Source organism: Chitinibacter sp. SCUT-21, from assembly GCA_041874755.1.
GTDB lineage: Bacteria > Pseudomonadota > Gammaproteobacteria > Burkholderiales > Chitinibacteraceae > Chitinibacter.
In genome coordinates this window covers 2,052,072-2,073,014 of sequence record CP102611.1, presented here as the reverse complement: position 1 = coordinate 2,073,014, position 20,943 = coordinate 2,052,072, and the positions used below count along the sequence as shown (strand labels likewise).

The 20,943-nt window shown below is 51.0% G+C and carries 13 protein-coding genes, 2 rRNA genes and 1 pseudogene; 6 read left to right on the top strand and 10 right to left on the bottom strand.

Annotation, left to right across the window (positions count from 1 at the left end):
• The first annotated feature begins 271 nt into the window (after positions 1–271).
• From NT239_09760 to NT239_09740, 5 genes are all read left to right on the top strand, one after another.
• Positions 272–2,194, top strand: a complete 1,923-nt coding sequence (locus tag NT239_09760; GenBank protein ID XGA70077.1) for a hypothetical protein — start codon at positions 272–274, stop codon at positions 2,192–2,194.
• A gap of 126 nt (positions 2,195–2,320) precedes the next feature.
• Positions 2,321–3,262, top strand: a complete 942-nt coding sequence (gene hemC, locus NT239_09755; protein ID XGA70076.1) for a hydroxymethylbilane synthase — start codon at positions 2,321–2,323, stop codon at positions 3,260–3,262.
• Positions 3,255–4,034: a uroporphyrinogen-III synthase gene (locus tag NT239_09750; GenBank protein ID XGA70075.1), complete on the top strand. Its 780-nt coding sequence runs from the start codon at positions 3,255–3,257 to the stop codon at positions 4,032–4,034. The genes hemC and NT239_09750 overlap by 8 nt, the downstream gene beginning before the upstream one ends.
• A 5-nt stretch (positions 4,035–4,039) precedes the next feature.
• A complete protein-coding gene (locus NT239_09745) occupies positions 4,040–5,083 on the top strand; it encodes a uroporphyrinogen-III C-methyltransferase (protein ID XGA70074.1) in 1,044 nt (347 codons plus the stop codon).
• Entirely contained in the window at positions 5,080–6,270 is a 1,191-nt protein-coding gene (locus NT239_09740; protein ID XGA70073.1) for a heme biosynthesis protein HemY, read from the top strand. Before NT239_09745 ends, NT239_09740 begins: the two co-directional genes overlap by 4 nt.
• A 42-nt stretch (positions 6,271–6,312) precedes the next feature.
• Here NT239_09740 and NT239_09735 read toward each other — a convergent pair whose 3' ends face one another.
• The 5 genes and pseudogenes from NT239_09735 to NT239_09715 form a co-directional block, all read right to left on the bottom strand.
• Positions 6,313–6,456: a hypothetical protein gene (locus NT239_09735; GenBank protein XGA70072.1), complete on the bottom strand. Its 144-nt coding sequence runs from the start codon at positions 6,454–6,456 to the stop codon at positions 6,313–6,315.
• Between the two features lie 271 nt (positions 6,457–6,727).
• Positions 6,728–8,812: pseudogene (gene ppk1 / locus NT239_09730) on the bottom strand (polyphosphate kinase 1).
• 215 nt (positions 8,813–9,027) lie between these two features.
• The gene (locus NT239_09725) at positions 9,028–9,294 is read right to left on the bottom strand and encodes an oxidative damage protection protein (protein ID XGA70071.1); all 267 of its coding nucleotides are present in this window, start codon (positions 9,292–9,294) and stop codon (positions 9,028–9,030) included.
• A gap of 84 nt (positions 9,295–9,378) precedes the next feature.
• The gene (gene ychF, locus NT239_09720; protein XGA70070.1) at positions 9,379–10,470 is read right to left on the bottom strand and encodes a redox-regulated ATPase YchF; all 1,092 of its coding nucleotides are present in this window, start codon (positions 10,468–10,470) and stop codon (positions 9,379–9,381) included.
• Positions 10,471–10,608: 138 nt separating this feature from the next.
• Positions 10,609–11,220 carry a YecA family protein gene (locus NT239_09715; protein ID XGA70069.1) on the bottom strand — a complete coding sequence of 204 codons (612 nt, stop codon included), beginning with the start codon at positions 11,218–11,220 and terminating at the stop codon, positions 10,609–10,611.
• A 193-nt stretch (positions 11,221–11,413) separates the two neighbouring features.
• Here NT239_09715 and aas point away from each other — a divergent pair, with 193 nt between their 5' ends.
• Positions 11,414–13,579, top strand: coding sequence for a bifunctional acyl-ACP--phospholipid O-acyltransferase/long-chain-fatty-acid--ACP ligase (aas, locus tag NT239_09710; GenBank protein ID XGA70068.1), 2,166 nt, complete (start codon positions 11,414–11,416; stop codon positions 13,577–13,579).
• Here aas and NT239_09705 read toward each other — a convergent pair.
• The 5 genes from NT239_09705 to NT239_09685 all read right to left on the bottom strand — a co-directional run bounded on the left by NT239_09705 (position 13,576) and on the right by NT239_09685 (position 20,857).
• Positions 13,576–14,133: a hypothetical protein gene (locus NT239_09705; GenBank protein ID XGA70067.1), complete on the bottom strand. Its 558-nt coding sequence runs from the start codon at positions 14,131–14,133 to the stop codon at positions 13,576–13,578. The genes aas and NT239_09705 overlap by 4 nt on opposite strands.
• Positions 14,130–15,938 (bottom strand): hypothetical protein, encoded by a 1,809-nt coding sequence (locus NT239_09700; protein ID XGA70066.1) that lies wholly within the window; start codon positions 15,936–15,938, stop codon positions 14,130–14,132. Before NT239_09700 ends, NT239_09705 begins: the two co-directional genes overlap by 4 nt.
• Before the next feature lie 159 nt (positions 15,939–16,097).
• Positions 16,098–17,462 carry a bifunctional UDP-N-acetylglucosamine diphosphorylase/glucosamine-1-phosphate N-acetyltransferase GlmU gene (gene glmU / locus NT239_09695; GenBank protein ID XGA70065.1) on the bottom strand — a complete coding sequence of 455 codons (1,365 nt, stop codon included), beginning with the start codon at positions 17,460–17,462 and terminating at the stop codon, positions 16,098–16,100.
• A gap of 255 nt (positions 17,463–17,717) precedes the next feature.
• Positions 17,718–17,831, bottom strand: a 5S ribosomal RNA gene (rrf, locus tag NT239_09690).
• 139 nt (positions 17,832–17,970) lie between these two features.
• Positions 17,971–20,857: ribosomal RNA gene (locus NT239_09685) — 23S ribosomal RNA — on the bottom strand.
• Positions 20,858–20,943: the final 86 nt, after the last annotated feature.

Genomic DNA, 20,943 nt, shown 5'->3' with positions numbered 1-20,943 from the left:
TCAGAATTAAAACCATCTCCGCTCGCATCCCAGAGCAGCAGATCTACGGCTTTTTTGTATCCAATTAAATGGAAATTGGTCTAATTAAATCAGTTTCCTGAAATTTAATTTGCAAATGATGTTGCAATTTATTATCAAGAACAGCATTAGTGCATTATAAATTAATAATTAAGCTTGTCTCTAAGCTTTCAAATCCATTGTTTTTGTGTCAAGAATGTAATAAATCTGGTATAAACCGCTCATAAATATTTATGTTGGCCAAAGATTCAGTATGAAGCTCACCCATAGCATTCAGAAAAAACATATTGCAGCTCAAATTGCACTGATGGGATTGCTGATGTCACCATCAGCTCAATCTTTTACGCTCGGTGATGTGGAATTACAGTCTTACGTTGGTCAACCTTTTCGTGCCGCAGTCCCTTATAAAACACATGCCGGCGAGTTGCTCACCCCCGATTGTGTCACCCTCACGCAGGGAGGCGCTGACCTCCCCAGCTTGGGCAACGCAAGCATCAACATCAGCCAGCGCGGCGAGCAAAGCGGAATGCTATATATCAACTCGCGGCAAAATATAGGTGAGCCCATCGTGGGCTTTGGCATTCGCATCGAATGTAATGGCCTGCAAATATCACGCTCATTTACCGCTTTTTTGAATGTCGCACCGGTAGAAGAACCCAAACCAGCGCCAACCTTTACCGCGCCCAAAGCTGTTGAGCCGCGCGAAAACCGCCGGAGCAATGAGGTACCAAATCGGGATCCAGAAACCTTCACGGCAAAAAGAACCACCACACTGGCCGAAATTACCAAACGATATTACCCAGTGGGTACGCCACAATATCCACGCTATTTGAATAAATTGATTAGTGTGAACGAGGGGCTCAGCGCCGAAACGCCGATCGCAGCGGGAAGCAAAATTATCATCCCGGATTTGCTTCGTTCCAGCAAAAAGGTACCGCCAAAAGCACCTCTAGCCGAGACGGGTCTCTTGCGCCTCGACGGCGTAGCGCTCACCCCTCCGACGAAACCGAAAGCCATTGCCTCCAATAGCGCCGAGTACACGCGACAGCTGGAGCAAAAATTACTCGAGTTAAATGAATTGCAACAAAAAATGCAATTGGAAATTACTCAGCTCAATCTCCAGTTGGCCCAAATGGACGCTAGCGCTGCCAGCGCATCACAAATCGTCGCCGCCCCTGTTTCGGCAGCCTCGGTCGCAGCGACACAAGCGCCCAAACGCGCCCCCGCGCCAGCCGCCAGTAGCATCATAGAACCATCACCCGTAACGCAAGAATCGGGTATGGCTTGGTGGGCCTTATTAATTGGGGGAACCAGCGCATTGCTGGCAGGAGTATGGTGGATACTACGCCGGAGAAAATCTGAGACAAACCATTACTTTACCGAGCACGATACCAGCCAGTTTGGCCCCAACCCAAGCTATCATGACCAAGCACCCGCCGGCTTTGCCAGCCCTAATACGATGATGTCTGCCCTACATTTGGGCGGCTCGCCGCATGGCATTGAAGTGGAACACACCGAAGAAGGCCTGGCAAACGATATGGCGCGAGCGCAGATTTTGATTGCGCAAGGCGAAACCATGGATGCCATTGATATTCTGTATCGTTGTATCGACGAGGAGCCGAGCGATATTGAACGCTGGTTGATGTTATTCCGCCTCTTCCGCCAACAAGGTATGAAAACTGAATATGCTCATTTAGCGCAAAACCTCAAAGTCATCGAGCATGACGAAGCCGATTGGGAGTTGGTGCGCAATATTGGCGCGAAACTTGACCCTGAAAATCCACTGTATTTCCGCGAATCGCCCTACAAACCACAAGCGCTCCATACGGCCAGCTATGCCCAAGCTTTTGGTCTGGAGCAAACACCACCCGTTGCGCAAGAATTGCAGTTGGAATTAGACGCCCCGAGCAGCGCCGATCTACAAATGATGGCCACGCTCAAACAAGACCATGGAGTCCCAAATCAATTTGCTCATTTACTCAGTCCAACCGAGCAAGATTACACCATCGAGCTACCGAATTTGGACGTGGGATCCAACGCCAATCTATCCCCACTGGAGCAAGCGGCAGAGCAATTTGACGTCGAAGAGTTAAACCTGAAAGCCATTGAACCTGAACACGATTCAAACGTACTTGAATTTGATATCGAACCGATCGACTTGGCGAAAAAGCCCTGAACTACAATTCATCAGCGCCATGCTGTCACTGATTTCCTTAAAACAGTGCCAGCATGGCGCTTTTTCTATCCGCACAGCGGGCGTGGTAAACTGCCACTTTGCCAATGTTTGAAGAGGTGTGCCCTAATGTCCGAATCGACTCTTTTACGAAAGATCGTCATTGCTACTCGGGAAAGCCCTCTGGCGCTTTGGCAAGCGAACTTTGTTAAAAATTGGCTCGAGATGACTTACCCAGCCATCAGCGTTGAGCTGCTCGGTATGACGACGCAAGGCGATCGAATTCTCGACGTCACGCTGAATAAAATTGGCGGCAAAGGCCTGTTCGTGAAAGAACTTGAACAAGCGCTGCTCGACGGTCGCGCCGATTTGGCCGTGCATTCGATGAAAGACGTGCCGATGGTCTTGCCCGAAGGCTTTTCGATTGCCGCAATTGGCGAGCGCGAAGATCCGCGCGATGCGTTCGTATCGAGCAAGTACGCGCAACTGAATGATTTACCCGAAGGCGCCATTGTTGGCACCGCCAGCTTGCGCCGCGAAAGCCAGCTGCGGATGCGCTATCCGCATTTAACGATCAAGCCACTGCGTGGCAACGTCAATACCCGCCTGCGTAAACTTGACGACGGCGAATTTGACGCGATTATCTTGGCCGCCGCCGGCTTAAAACGCCTAGGTTTAGGCGATCGCATTCGCTGCGAGCTCGCGCCCGAAGTCAGCCTGCCAGCACCAGGCCAAGGCGCTTTGGGCTTGGAAATTCGTAGCGATCGTGCGGATTTGGCTGCACTACTTGCACCGTTTAACCACGTTGCCACTGCCGCGGCCGTAGAAGCCGAGCGCTCGCTATCGCGCCGCCTCAATGGTTCTTGCCAGATTCCACTCGCCGCCTACGCCACCAACGACGATGGCTTTTTGCGCCTGCGTGGCCTGATTGCGTTGCCTGATGGCTCCAAAGTGGTGACTGCCGAATCCAATGGCAGCTACGCCGCAGCCGATGGTTTGGGTCGCACCGTGGCCGACTTGCTGTGCACCGAGGGCGCGCGCGATATTCTCAAACAAATGGCGCATGAATAAACCCACGCTTTCGCTACATGGCGTGCGGCTGTGGGTTACTCGACCCGCAGCCCAAGCCGCAGAATTAAGCCAAGCTCTTGCCGCCTACGGTGCGCAAGTCTTGGCTTTTCCTTTATTAGAAATCGCACCACCGCTTGATGCCGCCCCCTTGCACGCAGCCTTGGCGCAGCTCGAACGCTATGATTTGGCGATTTTTATCAGCCCGTCGGCACTCGACAGTGTGTTTGCGCATCTCACCACGCCGTGGCCTGGCCAGCTTGCCGTGGCAGTTGTTGGCCCGGGCAGCGCCAAACGGGCCGCCAAGCTGGGCGTACAGACTATCATCTGCCCAACAAAGCAATTCGATAGTGAAGGCCTGCTGGCGATGCCGCAAATGCAAAACCGCGCAGGTCAGCGCATGGTGATTTTTCGCGGCCAAGGCGGGCGCGATATTTTACCCCGCGCATTACAATCAGCTGGCGTAAACGTCGAGTTGGTCAGCAGCTATCAACGCCTTGCGCCGCAACTGAATGCAAGCGAATTATTGACACAACTTACGCACGGTTGTGATGGTCTAATAGTCTCTAGCTCAGAAGCTGCACAACACTTATTCACCATAGGTGGAGAGCTGGCGCGGCACAGGCTACAATCAGTACAGTATTTCGCTCCGCATCCACGTATTATCAGCGCGCTGAAAGCCCTAGGGGCAGAAAAGACAGCGCTGACGGAAGCGGGCGATCTTGGCATCACCCGTTCGATTTGCCAGCACTTTGCCTCATCTTTAGACGTGTAAAGCCCATGACCCAAGAAAACACTCAAGACTCACTTTCGGCAGCCTTGCAAGTACCCCCACGGCGTACCCTGCCACAGCCTGCTTTTGTTTTGGCTTTGGTGGCAATACTCACCAGTGGTGGCGTTTGGCTATATCAACAAAATGCGATGGAGCAGCTAAAAGCGGATCTGGCCAGCCAATTGGCAAACAGCGCCAAGCTGCAACAAGAATTGCGCGCCAATCACAGCCAAATGGCGCAATTGCAGCAAAAGCTACAGGTACAGGTTGAAACTCAAGCTGGCAAATTAGCCGAATCGGAAAGCCGGCAGGAAGTACTGACTGGCATGTACGATATGCTGATGCGCACCGAGTCGGTCCATACGCTGGCCGAGTTGGAACAAATGCTGACTTTTGCCAGCCAGCAATTGCAGCTCTCGGGTGATGTGAATTTGGCCTTAATGGGCTTGAGCAATATCGATCAGCAACTTTCGCGGCTAAATCGCCCTGAGTTGATTGGGGTACGCCAAGCCATTACGCGCGATATGGATACGCTTAAAGCACTGCCATACCTGGATGTGGTGGGCGTGACCACGCGGCTTGATAGTTTGATTAGCAAGGTCGATACGATTCCGCTGCTGATCGACGAAGGTCATGTTGAAGCGGAAAAACATCAACCCACAGCTAAGCCTGAAAGTGCGGTACGCGCGTTCTTGTCGGAAATTTGGCACGAATTCAGACAGCTGATTCAAATTCGCCGCATGGACAAACCCGAAGCCGCATTGCTGACCCCAGAGCAAAGTTTCTTCCTACGCGAAAACATCAAGCTGCGCCTGCTTAGCGCGCGCTCGTCGGTCTTGCAGCGCAATGAAGTTACCTTCCGCAGCGACATTAGCGCGGTTAAACAGTATTTAAAAGATTATTTCGATGCACAAATGCCGGCGACACAAAGCGCATTGCATTTAATTGCGCAATTGGAAGAACAACAAGTTAGCGTCGCATTACCCGATCTCAGCGCCAGCCTAACCGCCGTGCGCAGTGCACGTACCAGCGCAGAAAGGGTGAAACCATGAAGCTATTGCTGTGGCTGATTGGCCTATTCTCCGTCGCAGTTGGGATGACATTATTCGCCCAACTTAACACTGGCTATGCTTTGATTTTCCTACCGCCTTGGCGTGTTGAAATATCGCTCAACGTATTTATCGTTTTGCTCTTGGTTGGCATTATTGGGCTGTATTTCTTATTGCAAATGTTTGTTGAAGTCGCAGGTTTACCGCAACGCGTGCGGCGCTACCAAGCCAATAAAGCGAAAACAGCATCCATTCAACTCGAGCGCGATGCGCGGATTGCTTTTTTTGAAGGCCGATTCCAGCGTGCCGTGCGCTTGGCCAGCGAAGCCATGCTCGCCAGCAGCGAAAACGACGCGTTTGCGGTCAATGGTTTGCTAGCCGCACGTGCAGCCCATGCCGTACGCGATTTCGCCCAACGCGATCAAATATTCCAACAACTCACCGAGCACCTAGGCGAACAGCATTTGGCCACCTTGATGACGCGTGGCGAGTTATTGCTCGATGAGCGTCGCTATAGCGAAGCCCAGCAAGCCATCGTGGCCGCGCGAGAATTAGCGCCAAAATTGACCAATGCAATGAAACTGGAATTGCGTTTGCGCCAGCGTGAACAAAACCCAGAAGCGGTAATTAAACTGGTCGATCAATTAAGCAAAGCCGAAGCCATTGATGCCGAACAGGCCGCACACATCCGTATTGCTGCACAGTTGCAATTACTGAAACAGCACCCAATGACACCGCTGGAGCTGAAAGACTGGTGGAAAAAACTCTCGCACAGTGAACAGCATAATCCGAAATTGGCTCATGCCGCTGCACGCAGCTATATCGCACAAGAAGCGCCAGAGATGGCCAAAGACGCATTGGAAAAAGCGTTGGAAGCCGAATGGAATAGCGAGTTACTTCCTGCGTATAGCCAACTGAAACTGGATGCCGCGGGACAAATCGCCCAGCTCCAACAAGCCGAAACTTGGCTCAAATCGCACCCTCGCGATGAATTATTACTGCTCACACTCGGCCGCCTCTGCCGTAAACGTGAGCTATGGGGTAAAGCGCAAAGCTATTTTGAAGCCAGTATCGCGGTGAGCCCAAGCGCAACAGCACATGCTGAGTTGGCCGAATTGCTAACTCAGCTTGAACGCGATGAAGATGCCGCGCAGCACTATCGCGCCAGTTTGGCGCTGGCGCTGAAATAGGTCAAACTTCAGCAAATAAAAAAGCGGCCAATGGCCGCTTTTTTATTTGCTCGTTTCTTTTTCTTGAAACTTAATCCAATCAAATGGTTGCTCACCCTCTAGGCGTTCAGCCAGCGGTTTTTGCTGCTGCTTTTTCTTGTCAAGCTCAGTCGGTTGCGCGATTTTCTTTTCTACCGTTTCAGCCATTGGTTCCATCTCCCTAATACATCAATACCAAATCAGCCCGTAGAGCTAGTGCGGCCTAATTGAATTCGCCCATATTAACTTACAATTAAGCAAACTCAAGCCCTATATTTTTTGGAAAAATACCACTTTAATGTTACAAATTATTTACAATTTTATGTCATAAAATTAAGTCGCTGATTTGCTTAAGCAAATAAAAAGCCATATACCTATTATGGGTATATGGCTTTAATACAATATTAACAAGGTTTAATATTAAATACCCTAGATAGGGTTAAGTTCTTGTCCCCGCGGACAAATCACCTAGCATCAAACCTTGTGCGGAACGAATCTTGTCGCCACGCGCCACCTTACGACGATAGCGGCCGTCAGATAGCATTTCCCACGCTTGGGTGTTATCGACCAAGAATGGTCTTATGCTCTCACGAATCACGCGGCGCTTCACTTTCGGGCTCAGCACAGGGAAGGCGATTTCAATGCGGCGGAATAAGTTGCGACCCATCCAGTCCGCGCTCGACAAGTACACGTCCTCAGCGCCATCATTAAAGAAGTAATACACGCGATGGTGTTCTAGGAAACGGCCCACAATCGAGCGCACGCGAATGTTTTCCGAAATGCCTGGCAAACCTGGGCGCAATGCGCATACGCCGCGCACGATCAGATGGATCGTCACCCCTGCGCCCGATGCTTCGTACAATTTATCGATGATCGTCGGCTCGAGCAGCGCGTTCATTTTCGCGATCACAACGGCTTTTTTACCCGCTTTCGCATGCGCGATTTCACGATCGATCGCGGCGATAAAATTGCTGTGCAGCGTAAATGGCGCTTGCCACAGTTGGTGATGATCACCCGCCAAACCCAAACCGGTCAACTGCATAAATACATCGTTCACATCGCTAGTGACTTCGCGATTGGCGGTAAATAGGCCAAAGTCGGTATACAACTTAGCGGTACGCGGGTGGTAATTACCCGTGCCGACGTGCGCGTAGCGTTTGAGCTGGCCTTCTTCCCGCCGCACGATCAGCAGCATTTTGGCGTGAGTTTTATAACCGTACACGCCGTACACGACGTGCGCGCCTGCACGTTCGAGTTTGGCGGCCCAGTTGATATTCGCTTCTTCATCAAAACGCGCCATCAACTCAACGACCACGGTCACTTCTTTGCCGCGCGCTGCAGCCTCTTGCAAAGCGTCCATCAAGATCGATTCTGCACCAGTGCGGTAAATCGTCATCTTGATCGCGACCACGGCTGGATCACGCGCTGCTTGCTGCAAGAAATCCACCACCGGCGTAAAGCTTTGGTACGGATGGTGCAGCAAGATATCACCATGGCGAATTGCGGCGAAGTAATCGCTTTGGTTGCGCAACTCGGGTGGAATACCCGGCATAAACGGTTGGTATTTCAAGTCTGGGCGATCAACCTGATCAGGCACCTGCATCAAGCGCACCATATTCACTGGGCCGTTGACGCGGTACACATCCGAATCAGAAAGATTAAATTGCTGCGAGAGGAAATCCTGTACGTGTTTCGGGCAATTGTCGGCCACTTCCAAACGCACCGCATCGCCAAATGGTCGTTGCGACAATTCGCCCTCAATCGCTGCGCGCAAGTCTTTGATATCTTCATCATCGACCGATACGTCCGAGTCGCGAGTCACGCGGAATTGGTAGCAACCGAGCACGTGCATGCCGGAGAACAGCTCATCAATATGCGCGTGCATAATCGACGACAGGAACACAAAGCCGTGTTCAGTTCCAGCGATGTCGGCTGGCATTTTGACGAAACGCGGCAAGATTCGCGGCGCTTGGACAATTGCAATGCCAGAATTGCGACCAAACGCATCACGGCCTTCGAGCTCGACGACAAAGTTCAAAATCTTGTTCGATAGGCGTGGGAATGGATGCGACGGATCAAGCCCAATCGGTGTTAAAATCGGCATCAATTCACGGAAGAAATAGTCCTTCACCCACGCGCGCTGCGCGTCGGTCCACAGGCTGCGGCGGAAGAAATAAATGCCCTCTTCTTCCATCGCCGGGAAAATCGTTTCGCGCAGTACACGGTATTGGCGCTCGACCAAATCGTGCGCTTCGATGCACACCAAATCAAAGGCTTGGTGCGGTGTTAAACCCTCAGGCAGCAGCCGAGTCGGGTTATGACGCATATTTTCTTTTAACCACGCAATGCGCACCTCGAAAAACTCATCGAGATTGCTCGACACAATACACAGAAACTTCAACCGCTCCAGCAGTGGGTTGCGGGCATCCTCTGCTTGCGCCAAAACACGGCGGTTAAACTCCAGCAGGCCCAATTCACGATTGAGCATCAATTGATTGTCGGCAGGTTTATACGTCATAACATCGCTCTTATTGTTTGTTTTCTCTAGATACCAAGACGCTAATCGCTTGGTCGATCACAACAGTACAGGGTCACCAGCTCATTTGAAATAAGCTAAAACCTAGTGATTGTTTAGATCAAATGCAGCATGCTTTGGACAACATCACTGTTTCTACGCAAGCAATTTTGGGCCTTTATAAGCGCATCAGGCCGCATTATGCGGCCTGATTCATTACTGTATTACTGCGGAACAAAACCCTGAATGGCATCAGCGCCTGAACCCCAGAAATAATTCTCCAGCTGTTGCTGCAGATATTTGCGCGCGCTTGGATCTGCTAGGCTAAGACGGTTTTCATTGATCAGCATGGTTTGGTGTTTAACCCAAGCTTGCCATGCTTCTTTTGATACGTGGTCGTAGATTTTCTTGCCCAGTTCGCCCGGTACAGGCGGAAAATCCAAGCCTTCAGCTTCACGACCTAGTTTGACACAGTTTACAGTGCGGCTCATCGTTCAGTCCTTGATAATATGACGTTAATGTTACACCCGAATGACAAGTGCTTTTGCGGCATTTGAAATCAAATGCCGCTGGGATTAGACGTTAAACAGGAAGTTCAATACGTCGCCATCTTTAACCACGTAATCTTTACCCTCAGCGCGCATCTTGCCAGCCTCTTTCGCGCCTTGTTCACCCTTGTATTGGATGAAATCATCAAACGCGATGGTTTGCGCACGGATAAAGCCACGCTCGAAGTCGGTATGGATTACGCCCGCCGCTTGCGGTGCAGTATCGCCTTTGTGGATGGTCCACGCGCGAACTTCTTTCACGCCCGCAGTAAAGTAGGTTTGCAAACCGAGCAAATCGTAACCCGCGCGGATCAGGCGATTCAGACCTGGCTCAGCTTGGCCGATTGATTCCAAAAACTCGGCTTTATCCGCATCTTCCAATTCAGCGATTTCAGATTCAATCGCCGCGCAAACAGCGACCACAGGCGCGCCTTCGGCATTCGCGTGTGCGGTTACTTTGTCGAGCAGCGGGTTATTTTCAAAGCCATCTTCCGCCACGTTGGCCACGTACATCGCTGGCTTAATCGTCAGCAAGCACAATGATTTGATCGCCAGCTTGTCTTCAGCGCTCAGATTGGCTGAACGCGCTGGTTTGCCTTCGTTCAAGTGTGGCAACAAGCGTTCCAGCACGGCGATTTGCGCCAACGCGTCTTTGTCGCCTGATTTGGCTTTTTTGCCTTCGCGCTGGATCGCTTTTTCAACGGTATTCAAATCGGCCAAAGCCAACTCAGTGCCAATCACGATAATGTCGTCGATTGGGTCAACGCGGCCAGCGACGTGCACGATATTGTCGTTTTCAAAACAACGCACCACATTCACAATCGCGTCGGTTTCGCGGATATTGGCCAAGAATTGGTTACCCAAGCCTTCGCCTTTGGACGCGCCAGCCACAAGGCCAGCGATATCAACAAATTCAACGATCGCTGGCTGAATTTTCTGCGGATTAATAATCGCCGCCAATTGCGCGAGGCGCTCATCCGGTACTTCTACGATGCCGACGTTCGGCTCGATGGTACAAAATGGGTAGTTTGACGCTTCGATACCGGCTTTGGTCAAAGCATTAAATAAAGTGGACTTACCCACATTCGGTAGGCCAACGATGCCGCACTTGAGGCTCATAAATATCCTTGCACGGCGAAGCGTCGCCGCTATTCAAAATCAAAACGCCATTTTACCCGATCAAAGCGCGTCGCGCAGTCAGAAAAAAACCACCAAGGCTTTGTGGCAATGGTGGTTTTTTCTTTGTTAGCTCAGCGCTTAGTGCAAACGATGCTTGCTGCCTTCGCTAATCTGGCGATTACGGAAAAAATCGCGAATTTCGAGGACCATTTCTGGCAATTGCTCAGCGATTTCATTGTCGTGCTGCACCAGGTTGATGCCCTCACGTTCCATGTCGGCGCGCATTTCGTCGTCCGAGCCGCTCATGATGGCCATAAACATAAACTGGCCTTCTTCTTCATCGAGCAGCGGCTGCCATTCTTCTTCAGCCAAACCCGCGCCAAAACAGAAGCCCAAACTCCATTCTTCGATGCTGGAATGTTGCTGGCTATCGTCTTCCCAATACAGCAATGGCTCGTAAACCGGTGGGTCTTGTGCCAGCTCATCCGCGATCTGGTTATATAAACGCATGACCAAATCAATCATCGCATCGGCTTCGGGTAGGGCGAAGATAACAGCTTCGGGTTTATCCCAAATCTGCCCCATCCATTCAGTCGGCATCACTTGGGCAGGGCCAATCAAAATCGCCGTGAGGTAGCCATGCAACATGGATAAGGACATCGCATCCTTACCGACTGCATCCGAATATAAAAACTGATCGAGCTGATCGAGTTCTTCATCGGTTAGCGCTTGGTCCAGCATTTTTGCCATGATGTATTCACCTGAAGATCAAATTGAATGGGGCTTACATAACAATACCTATTGTAGGTATTTTAGCCTTGTTGCGTTATTGCTCATTATACCTATCCGAACTCTGACACGCGGGCTATTGATGGCTTTTTTGTTCAGAAATTGTGAAAAGGCACAATGGCAATGATGATTATTGCTAATATATGACGTCAAGTTGACAACCACAGTAGATGCCATGCTCAAATCCTTGTTTCGCACCTCGATGAAAACGCTGTTTCGCGTTTTGTATCGCCTCACGATCAAGGGCGATTTCAGCGTATTTCATAACCCCCGCACGCTGATTGTCGCCAACCATGAATCCTTCCTTGACGGCATTTTTTTGGCGGCGCATTTGCCGATTGACGCCACTTTTGTCGTGCACACCAAGGTGGCGGAAAACTGGTTTTTCCGCGCGTTTTTAAGCCTGACTGATTTTCTGGCGGTCGATCCGACCAATCCGCTGGCGATCAAAGCCGTGGTGCGTTTGCTCGAAGCGGGCAAACCGGTCGTCATTTTCCCCGAAGGGCGTATCACGACGACGGGCTCGCTGATGAAAGTCTACGATGGCGCGGCCTTTGCTGCGGCGCGCACTGGCGCAACGATTGTACCGGTACGAATTTCAGGTGCTTCGCGCACCTTTTTTAGCCGCCTAGGTGGCATTTATCCACGCACGCTGTTTCCGAAAATTAGTTTGCAGGTATTAGGTCGGCGCAGTATTGCGATGCCTGATTTACCTTCGGCCAAAGAGCGCCGCCGCAAAGCTGGCCAACTGATGCGTGATATTTTGCTCGAGATGCTGGTCGCAACACGGCCAGAACGCACCTTGTTTCAAGCCTATTTAGATGCGCAACACGCTTTTGGCCGCCGCTTTAGCGTGATTGAAGATATCTCGCAACATGAAGAAAGCTATGGCAGCCTCAGCAAAAAAATCCTTGGCCTATCGTGCATTGTGGATAAGATCGCGGCGCCACAAGAAGCCATTGGCGTCTTGCTGCCCAATACAACGCCAACCGTAGCCTTTTTCTTCGCCCTGAGCGCAAGGGCACGTATCCCTGCCATGCTCAATTACAGCGCAGGCCGCGACGGTATACTTGCTGCGTGTATCGCCGCCAACATCAAAACCATCGTGACTTCGCGCACCTTTATTGCCAAAGGAAAGCTCGAAGGTTTGATCGAGAATCTGCCCAATATTCAGGTTTTATATCTGGAAGACCTACGCCCATTAATCGGGTTGGGCGACAAAATGCGGATATTACTCGGCCTGCTGCGCCCGAGTAGCTTTGCCAGCAAACAATCGCCCAACGACGCGGCGGTGATTTTGTTTACTTCGGGCTCAGAAGGCAAACCGAAGGGCGTGGTGCACAGCCACAACTCGATCTTAGCGAATGTAGCGCAAATTCGGGCACTGGCCGATTTCACACCGCATGATAAATTTATGGTCGCGTTGCCACTGTTTCATAGCTTTGGCCTGACCGCCTGCGCAATTTTGCCACTGGTGACGGGTGTGCCGATTTTCCTGTACCCGACGCCGCTGCATTACCGCATCATCCCCGAAATCGTTTACGACCGTGGTTGCTCGGTGCTGTTTGGCACTAGCACTTTCCTTGGCAATTACGCCAAATACGCGCACCCCTACGATTTTGGTCGCCTGCGTTACGTCGTTGCTGGCGCTGAAAAACTGAATGATGCTGTGCGCAAAACGTATATCGAAAAATTTGGCATTCGAATTTTGGAAGGTTACGGTGTCACCGAATGTGCGCCGGTGGTCGCGGTGAATGTGCCGATGGCCAGTAGGCTGGGTACTGTCGGCCAGCTCACACCGGGCATGCGTCACAAGCTAATACCTATCCAGGGTGTACCAGAAGGCGGGCAATTGCTGGTGAGTGGGCCGAATGTGATGAAGGGTTATTTACGCTATGAGAATCCGGGGCAGCTTGAAGTATTGCCGCAAGAAGACGGCGTGGCGTGGTATGACACCGGTGATATTGTGAAGCTCGATATCGATGGCTATATCACGATTCAAGGCCGCGCCAAACGCTTTGCCAAAATCGCCGGCGAGATGATTTCGCTCGAAGTCGTTGAAGCCATCGCGCGCAAAGCGTCGCCCGAATTTATGCATTCAGCCAGCTCACGCCCCGATGAAGCCAAGGGCGAGGCGATTGTGCTGTTCACCACCCAAGCGGATCTGAACCGCGATACGCTGCTCGCCGCGGCGCGCGAAATGGGCTCACCCGAATTGGCTGTACCACGTGAAATTCGCTACGTGGCGACGATTCCGCTACTCGGCACCGGAAAAACGGATTACGTCACGCTAAAAAACTGGGCCGCGCAACAAGCCTAAGCTGGCGCGCACGGACCATCCGTGCGCTGCGCCCACCAGTCAAAACGCGTTTCTGATTCATTGGCAATTCCGGTCACACTCGGCTTGGCGGGGCGTACATCGCTCAGATACACGCACCAGCCCGCCACGTTCTTCAGGTGTTTGAGTTTGACCGTGGTGCGCTGGCCTTGTTTCACCAAGACCAGCCGCGCCGGATTGCTGTTGGCTTCCCAACGCCATTCGCCAAACGCAGCATCATTAAGCCGGCTGCTATGCCCCGCTAGTAAATATGCAGGTTCGAATTCGCTTTTCGACCACATAAAACGCTGCGTGATGCCGGCAGGATTAAAGCGCGTTTTTAGCTCCAACCAATCTCCGATTATTGGTGCTTTAAGCCAAGCGGGAACATGACTGAGTGCCAGCTGCTGCTGATCACTACGCAATTGCCAGCCTGATTCTTGGCGTGTCACGGTGCTGATTTGCTGTTTTTGCAACCACGTACCGTCAACCTGCATTTCATTCGCCCAGCTCGCGGCTGAACATAGGCTCATAGCGGCAATCATAAAGCGTTTCATGGAAAGGCCTTCACCATTGGCACTTCGTGCGCAACGGTTTGTTGATCATTTAAAAAATCGACCGAGCCAGAGTTACCCTTGCCATTCAAACGTAAGAAACGCCCACTATATTGGCGTGAGAATGGCAAAATCAAATTCGCCCAATCGTTGTAGTCCTTCAGTGTCGACAAAGCCGTCGAATCATCGATATTGCTGCTGATGCGACCTAAATTATTTGCGCCATCACGGTTCCAATCAATAAAGGCGCCTGATGCAGTAGAGCCACGGCCAAGTAATTCACTTTCCAGCAAACTAGCTTCGTTCAAATCCACAGAGCTGCCGTTGGAATAATCAAGAATTAAACTATCTGAGCAAGTATTAGATTCCACCGCTGCTGAACAGAGGCTTAACCCTTTAAGGTCGTTGTAGATATACCAACGCTGCCCAGCATTCGCGCCCGTGGTACTCGGTGGGATACCCGCTTGCGAGTACATATAGTTCATTACGCTGACGTAATTGGGCTTGCCATTTAGCGTTTCAAAACCACCATGCTCCAGCCCCAGATTGTGGCCGAGTTCGTGCATGATGGTGCCGGCTTGGGTATTGATCAGGAAATTTTTATTGGCGGTATCTTTGGCGCTTAAATTTAAGCCCCCCAACGTGACATTAAAATCATTACCCGCAATCTCACCCAACCCGGCCGAACCCGCATAATTACCCTGCTTATACCCCATGACCGCGTAGTGGAAAATCGGGCTACGGCGTAGATCAAACGCCGTGGTTTTCAACTGATACACATCGGCACAACCGACTTTCGGATCGCCTAAATCGAGGCAATTATTAAAGGCCAGTACCGATTTACTATTGCCCAAATTAAAGCCTGCAACATTCACACCCGCATCAATGTGCAGGGCAAAACCTTTCGCGGCAAAAGCATTCACAATTTTTTGTAAAGCCTCTGCGCGCGGTTTTACGCCTTCATCAGTCGATGACATATAGTCAATTTCAAGGAAAATATCGCGCTGCCCAGTCCTTGCACCCATGGCATATAAATCTAGTCCGGCAAAACGACCACCTGCAACTTCGGCACTATCAGGAATGCCATCATTATCACTGTCTGCTGTGCCATTAGGCACATCATTCGCCCCATACGGCGTCACAAAATTAGCTGCTTGCCAGTCTGTTGCGGTATTAGTTTCTGCCTGCGCGATACTTGAAGCGGGTCGGACAATGCTATTGCCATAGCTTGCGGTATTTAAGGCGCTCGCGACCGAACCACTCCAAGGAAGAGGAGATTGAGCCGGGAATTTTGAAGCAGTGGCATCGCTACCATAACGCACAAAATCGATCGACTTATCCGCAGTGATTAACTCAACAAAACCCGAGCTATTCCAGACTGGGTATTGGCTCGTCGTCCCTACAAATGCAATTTGATTGGACGATTGCAAATAGGAAGAAGGCCTCGCTGCCAACACCACATAACCTTTGGCTAAAATCGTCGCTGCGGGCAAGCTAAATTCAGTAATGGCATTTGCATTATCAAAAGTACGCAATTTCACGCGACTGAGGTCAACGGGAACATCATTCGGGTTATAAATTTCGATCCAATTGCTGCTGGAAATTTCGCTAATGAGCAATGAGCCCGCAACAAACGGAATCGCTACTGGGCTAGGCCAGCTTGGGTCTGCCGAAACAGCATCCGCTGGAGGTGGTGTATAGCTTGGTACTGCAGTCGGCTCTGGCGCTGCACTTCCGCCGCCACCGCCGCCGCACGCACTGAGTACTAAAGAAATTGCGATCGCCACACCACTCAATTGCTTGCTCATTTTTATTCCTTCGCTTTAGCTTTTACTTATCATACTGCAACACGCCATTTGATCCACACTAGCAGCTATCAATCAGCCGTTAAAAACACAAAAACCAGCCGAAGCTGGTTTAGGTATATCGATACAACTAAATTCAAATATGGCCCGCAAGGATATACCTTACTTTCTAACGGGACGTTGCCAGCCATTGATCGTAACTTGCTTCGCCCGTGCAACGGTTAACTCACCAGGTGGGGCATTTTTACTGATGACCGAACCTGCACCCGTTGTGGCACCAGCACCAATGGTCACCGGTGCGACCAACACATTATTAGAACCAATCCGGACATTGTCTTCGATCACGGTGCGGAATTTATTCACCCCATCGTAATTGGCGGTAATCGTCCCCGCGCCCACGTTTACGCCGGAACCCATCGTGGTGTCGCCGATATATGTAAGGTGATTCACCTTGCTGCCTTGGGCAATCGTCGATTTTTTCACTTCGACAAAGTTGCCAATATGCACTTCTGCCCCCAATTCAGCGCCAGGACGCAAACGCGCGTACGGGCCAATTAAGCTGCCTTCACCCACGACTGCGTCTTCCAAATGGCAGAATGGATGAATCACTGCGCCGTCTGCGATGGTGACATTTTTCAAATAACAATTCGCACCGATGCTCACGCCTTTACCGAGTTGCACTTCACCTTCAAAGACGCAATTGACATCAATAAACACATCTTGCCCGTGCGAAATATTGCCGCGCACATCGATACGCGCCGGATCGGCTAAGCCAACACCCGCGGTGAGCAATGACTTGGCAATTTCTTGTTGGTGAATGCGCTCTAGCGCAGCCAATTGTAATTTATTGTTAATGCCTTCGGCTTCCCAATGCGCTTGTGGATGCACCGTAGCGATTTCAACGCCATCCCGTACCGCCAAGGCGATTAAGTCGGTTGCATAATACTCACCTTGGGCGTTATCGTTTTTCAATTCCGACAACCAGCCTTTAAGCTTCGCCGTCGGTAACACCAAAATACCGGTATTCATTTCGCGAATCGCAGCTTCCGCTGGCGAGCAATCTTTTTGCTCAACGATGTGCGTCACCTGGCCTTGCGCATTGCGCACGATGCGGCCATAACCCGTTGCATCATCAAGAATATCGGTCAAAATGCCCAGCTTGCCGCCTTCGCACGCAGTCAGTAATTGCTGCAAAGTCGTCAAACGCGTCAATGGCACATCACCATAGAGCATCAAGGTGGTATCGCCATTCAATTGCGGAACGGCTTGCGCCAAAGCATGGCCAGTACCGAGTTGCTCCGCCTGCAAGGCAAAACCTAAATCTTGGCCAGCAAGCGCTTCTTGCAATTTTTCGCCGCCAAAGCCATACACCACCACCAATTTTTCTGGTGCTAAGCCTCGCGCAGTGTCGATCACATGCTGTACCAATGGTTTACCTGCCAGCTTATGCAGCACTTTAGGCAGGCTAGAATACATGCGCGTGCCTTTACCGGCAGCCAAAATCACCACATTCAGTACAGAGCTCATCAGCTTAAATCCATATCGTCGAAAGAATTGGCGCTATTTTAACCGCAAGCGCGCGACAAGACAGCAAGGAAAATGCCCTAAGGTGTTTTTCTTTTGCCAAATCAGATTAAACCGCAGAAAGTAATTGAAGGGTATGCGGCCAAAGAACAGCGCTGACTTGGTGCTTGAAGCAATACAAGATGGAGTATCTTTACGTTGTATTTCCAGCGCAAAGCAAAAAGCCCAGCTCGGTTGAGCTGGGCTTTCTATTAGGGAGTCTGGCAATGACCTACTTTCACACGGGCAATCCGCACTATCATCGGCGCTGAGGCGTTTCACTGTCCTGTTCGGGATGGGAAGGAGTGGGACCACCTCGCTATGGTCACCAGACAAAACTGGGTGAGTTAACTGCTTACCCCATTGGGTTTGCAATCACTCGAAATCAATAGAAGAAGTAATCTTATTTCTCTTAACTTTAACATTCACAATCGGGTCGATTGCACCTGTCGCTTAACGCGTCTCAGGTTATAGGATCAAGCCTCACGGGCAATTAGTATCGGTTAGCTTAACGTATTACTACGCTTCCACACCCGACCTATCAACGTCCTGGTCTCGAACGATCCTTTAGAGGTCTTAAAGACCTAGGGAAGTCTCATCTTGAGGCTAGTTTCGCGCTTAGATGCTTTCAGCGCTTATCTATTCCCGACTTAGCTACCCGGCAATGCCACTGGCGTGACAACCGGTACACCAGAGGTCAGTCCACTCCGGTCCTCTCGTACTAGGAGCAGCCCCCCTCAAACTTCCAACGCCCACTGCAGATAGGGACCAAACTGTCTCACGACGTTTTGAACCCAGCTCACGTACCACTTTAAATGGCGAACAGCCATACCCTTGGGACCGGCTACAGCCCCAGGATGTGATGAGCCGACATCGAGGTGCCAAACTCCGCCGTCGATGTGAACTCTTGGGCGGAATCAGCCTGTTATCCCCGGAGTACCTTTTATCCGTTGAGCGATGGCCCTTCCATTCAGAACCACCGGATCACTATGTCCTGCTTTCGCACCTGCTCGACTTGTCGGTCTCGCAGTTAAGCCGCCTTTTGCCATTACACTATCAGTACGATGTCCGACCGTACCTAGGCGACCTTCGAGCTCCTCCGTTACAATTTGGGAGGAGACCGCCCCAGTCAAACTGCCTACCATGCACGGTCCCCGATCCGGATAACGGACCTAGGTTAGAACCTCAAAGGGGTCAGGGTGGTATTTCAAGGACGGCTCCACAGAAACTGGCGTTCCTGCTTCAAAGCCTCCCACCTATCCTACACAAACCACTTCAAAGTCCAATGCAAAGCTACAGTAAAGGTTCACGGGGTCTTTCCGTCTAGCAGCGGGGAGATTGCATCTTCACAAACACTTCAACTTCGCTGAGTCTCGGGAGGAGACAGTAGGGCCATCGTTACGCCATTCGTGCGGGTCGGAACTTACCCGACAAGGAATTTCGCTACCTTAGGACCGTTATAGTTACGGCCGCCGTTTACTGGGACTTCAATCAAGAGCTTGCACCCCATCATTTAATCTTCCAGCACCGGGCAGGCGTCACACCGTATACATCCACTTTCGTGTTAGCACAGTGCTGTGTTTTTGATAAACAGTCGCAGCCCTCATTTCTCTGCGGCCTCATTGGGCTCCAGTTGTACACCTTCACCTACTAGAGGCACACCTTCTCCCGAAGTTACGGTGTCAATTTGCCGAGTTCCTTCTCCCGAGTTCTCTCAAGCACCTTAGAATTCTCATCCTACCCACCTGTGTCGGTTTGCGGTACGGTTCGATATTAGCTGAAGCTTAGTGGCTTTTCTTGGAAGCAGGGTATCGCTCACTTCGTCTACAAGTAGACTCGTCATCACGCCTCAGTGTTAAAGCAGCCCGGATTTGCCTAAGCCACACACCTACACGCTTAAACCAACTCTTCCAACCGTTGGCTGAGGTAACCTTCTCCGTCCCCACATCGCACTAATACCAAGTACAGGAATATTAACCTGTTTCCCATCGACTACGCATTTCTGCCTCGCCTTAGGGGCCGACTCACCCTGCGCCGATGAACGTTGCGCAGGAAACCTGGGGTTTTCGGTGAGGGGGCTTTTCACCCCCTTTATCGCTACTCATGTCAGCATTCGCACTTCTGATACCTCCAGCATCCTTCTCAAGACACCTTCACAGGCTTACAGAACGCTCCTCTACCATATGTACATCGTACATATCCGCGTCTTCGGTTATCAATTTGAGCCCCGTTACATCTTCCGCGCAGGACGACTCGACCAGTGAGCTATTACGCTTTCTTTAAATGATGGCTGCTTCTAAGCCAACATCCTGGCTGTCTATGCCTTCCCACCTCGTTTTCCACTTAATTGATCATTTGGGACCTTAGACGGCGGTCTGGGTTGTTTCCCTCTTGTCCCAGGACGTTAGCACCCCAGGACTGTCTCCCATGCTCGCACTTGACGGTATTCAGAGTTTGCCATGGTTTGGTAAGTCGCGATGACCCCCTAGCCATAACAGTGCTTTACCCCCGTCAGTGATACATGAGGCACTACCTAAATAGTTTTCGAGGAGAACCAGCTATTTCCAAGTTTGTTTAGCCTTTCACCCCTAGCCACAGCTCATCCCCTGACTTTGCAACGTCAGTGGGTTCGGACCTCCAGTGCGTGTTACCGCACCTTCATCCTGGCCATGGCTAGATCACTTGGTTTCGGGTCTACGCCCAGCAACTATGCGCCCTATTCGGACTCGGTTTCCCTACGCCTCCCCTATTTGGTTAAGCTTGCTACTGAACGTAAGTCGCTGACCCATTATACAAAAGGTACGCAGTCACAGAACAAGTCTGCTCCCACTGTTTGTATGCATCCGGTTTCAGGTTCTATTTCACTCCCCTCCCGGGGTTCTTTTCGCCTTTCCCTCACGGTACTGGTTCACTATCGGTCGATGATGAGTATTTAGCCTTGGAGGATGGTCCCCCCATCTTCAAACAGGATTTCTCGTGTCCCGCCTTACTTATCGTACGCTTAGTACCACAATTGTGTTTTCATATACGGGGCTATCACCCACTATGGCCGGACTTTCCATTCCGTTCTATTAACACGACTGTTATCACGTACAGGCTCTTCCCATTTCGCTCGCCACTACTTTGGGAATCTCGGTTGATTTCTTTTCCTGCGGTTACTTAGATGTTTCAGTTCACCGCGTTCGCTCTACATCACCTATGTATTCAGTGATGAGTGACCCAAAAGGGCCGGGTTTCCCCATTCGGAAATCGTGGGATCAAAGCACTTTGCCAGCTCCCCCACGCTTATCGCAGGCTATCACGTCCTTCGTCGCCTATCATCGCCAAGGCATCCACCAGATGCACTTATTCGCTTGATCCTATAACCTCAAACACGTTTTACCGTATCATCGGTTTAGAGTATCGGTATTTACGACTTGTTGAATGAGTTCTCACGTCATTCAAC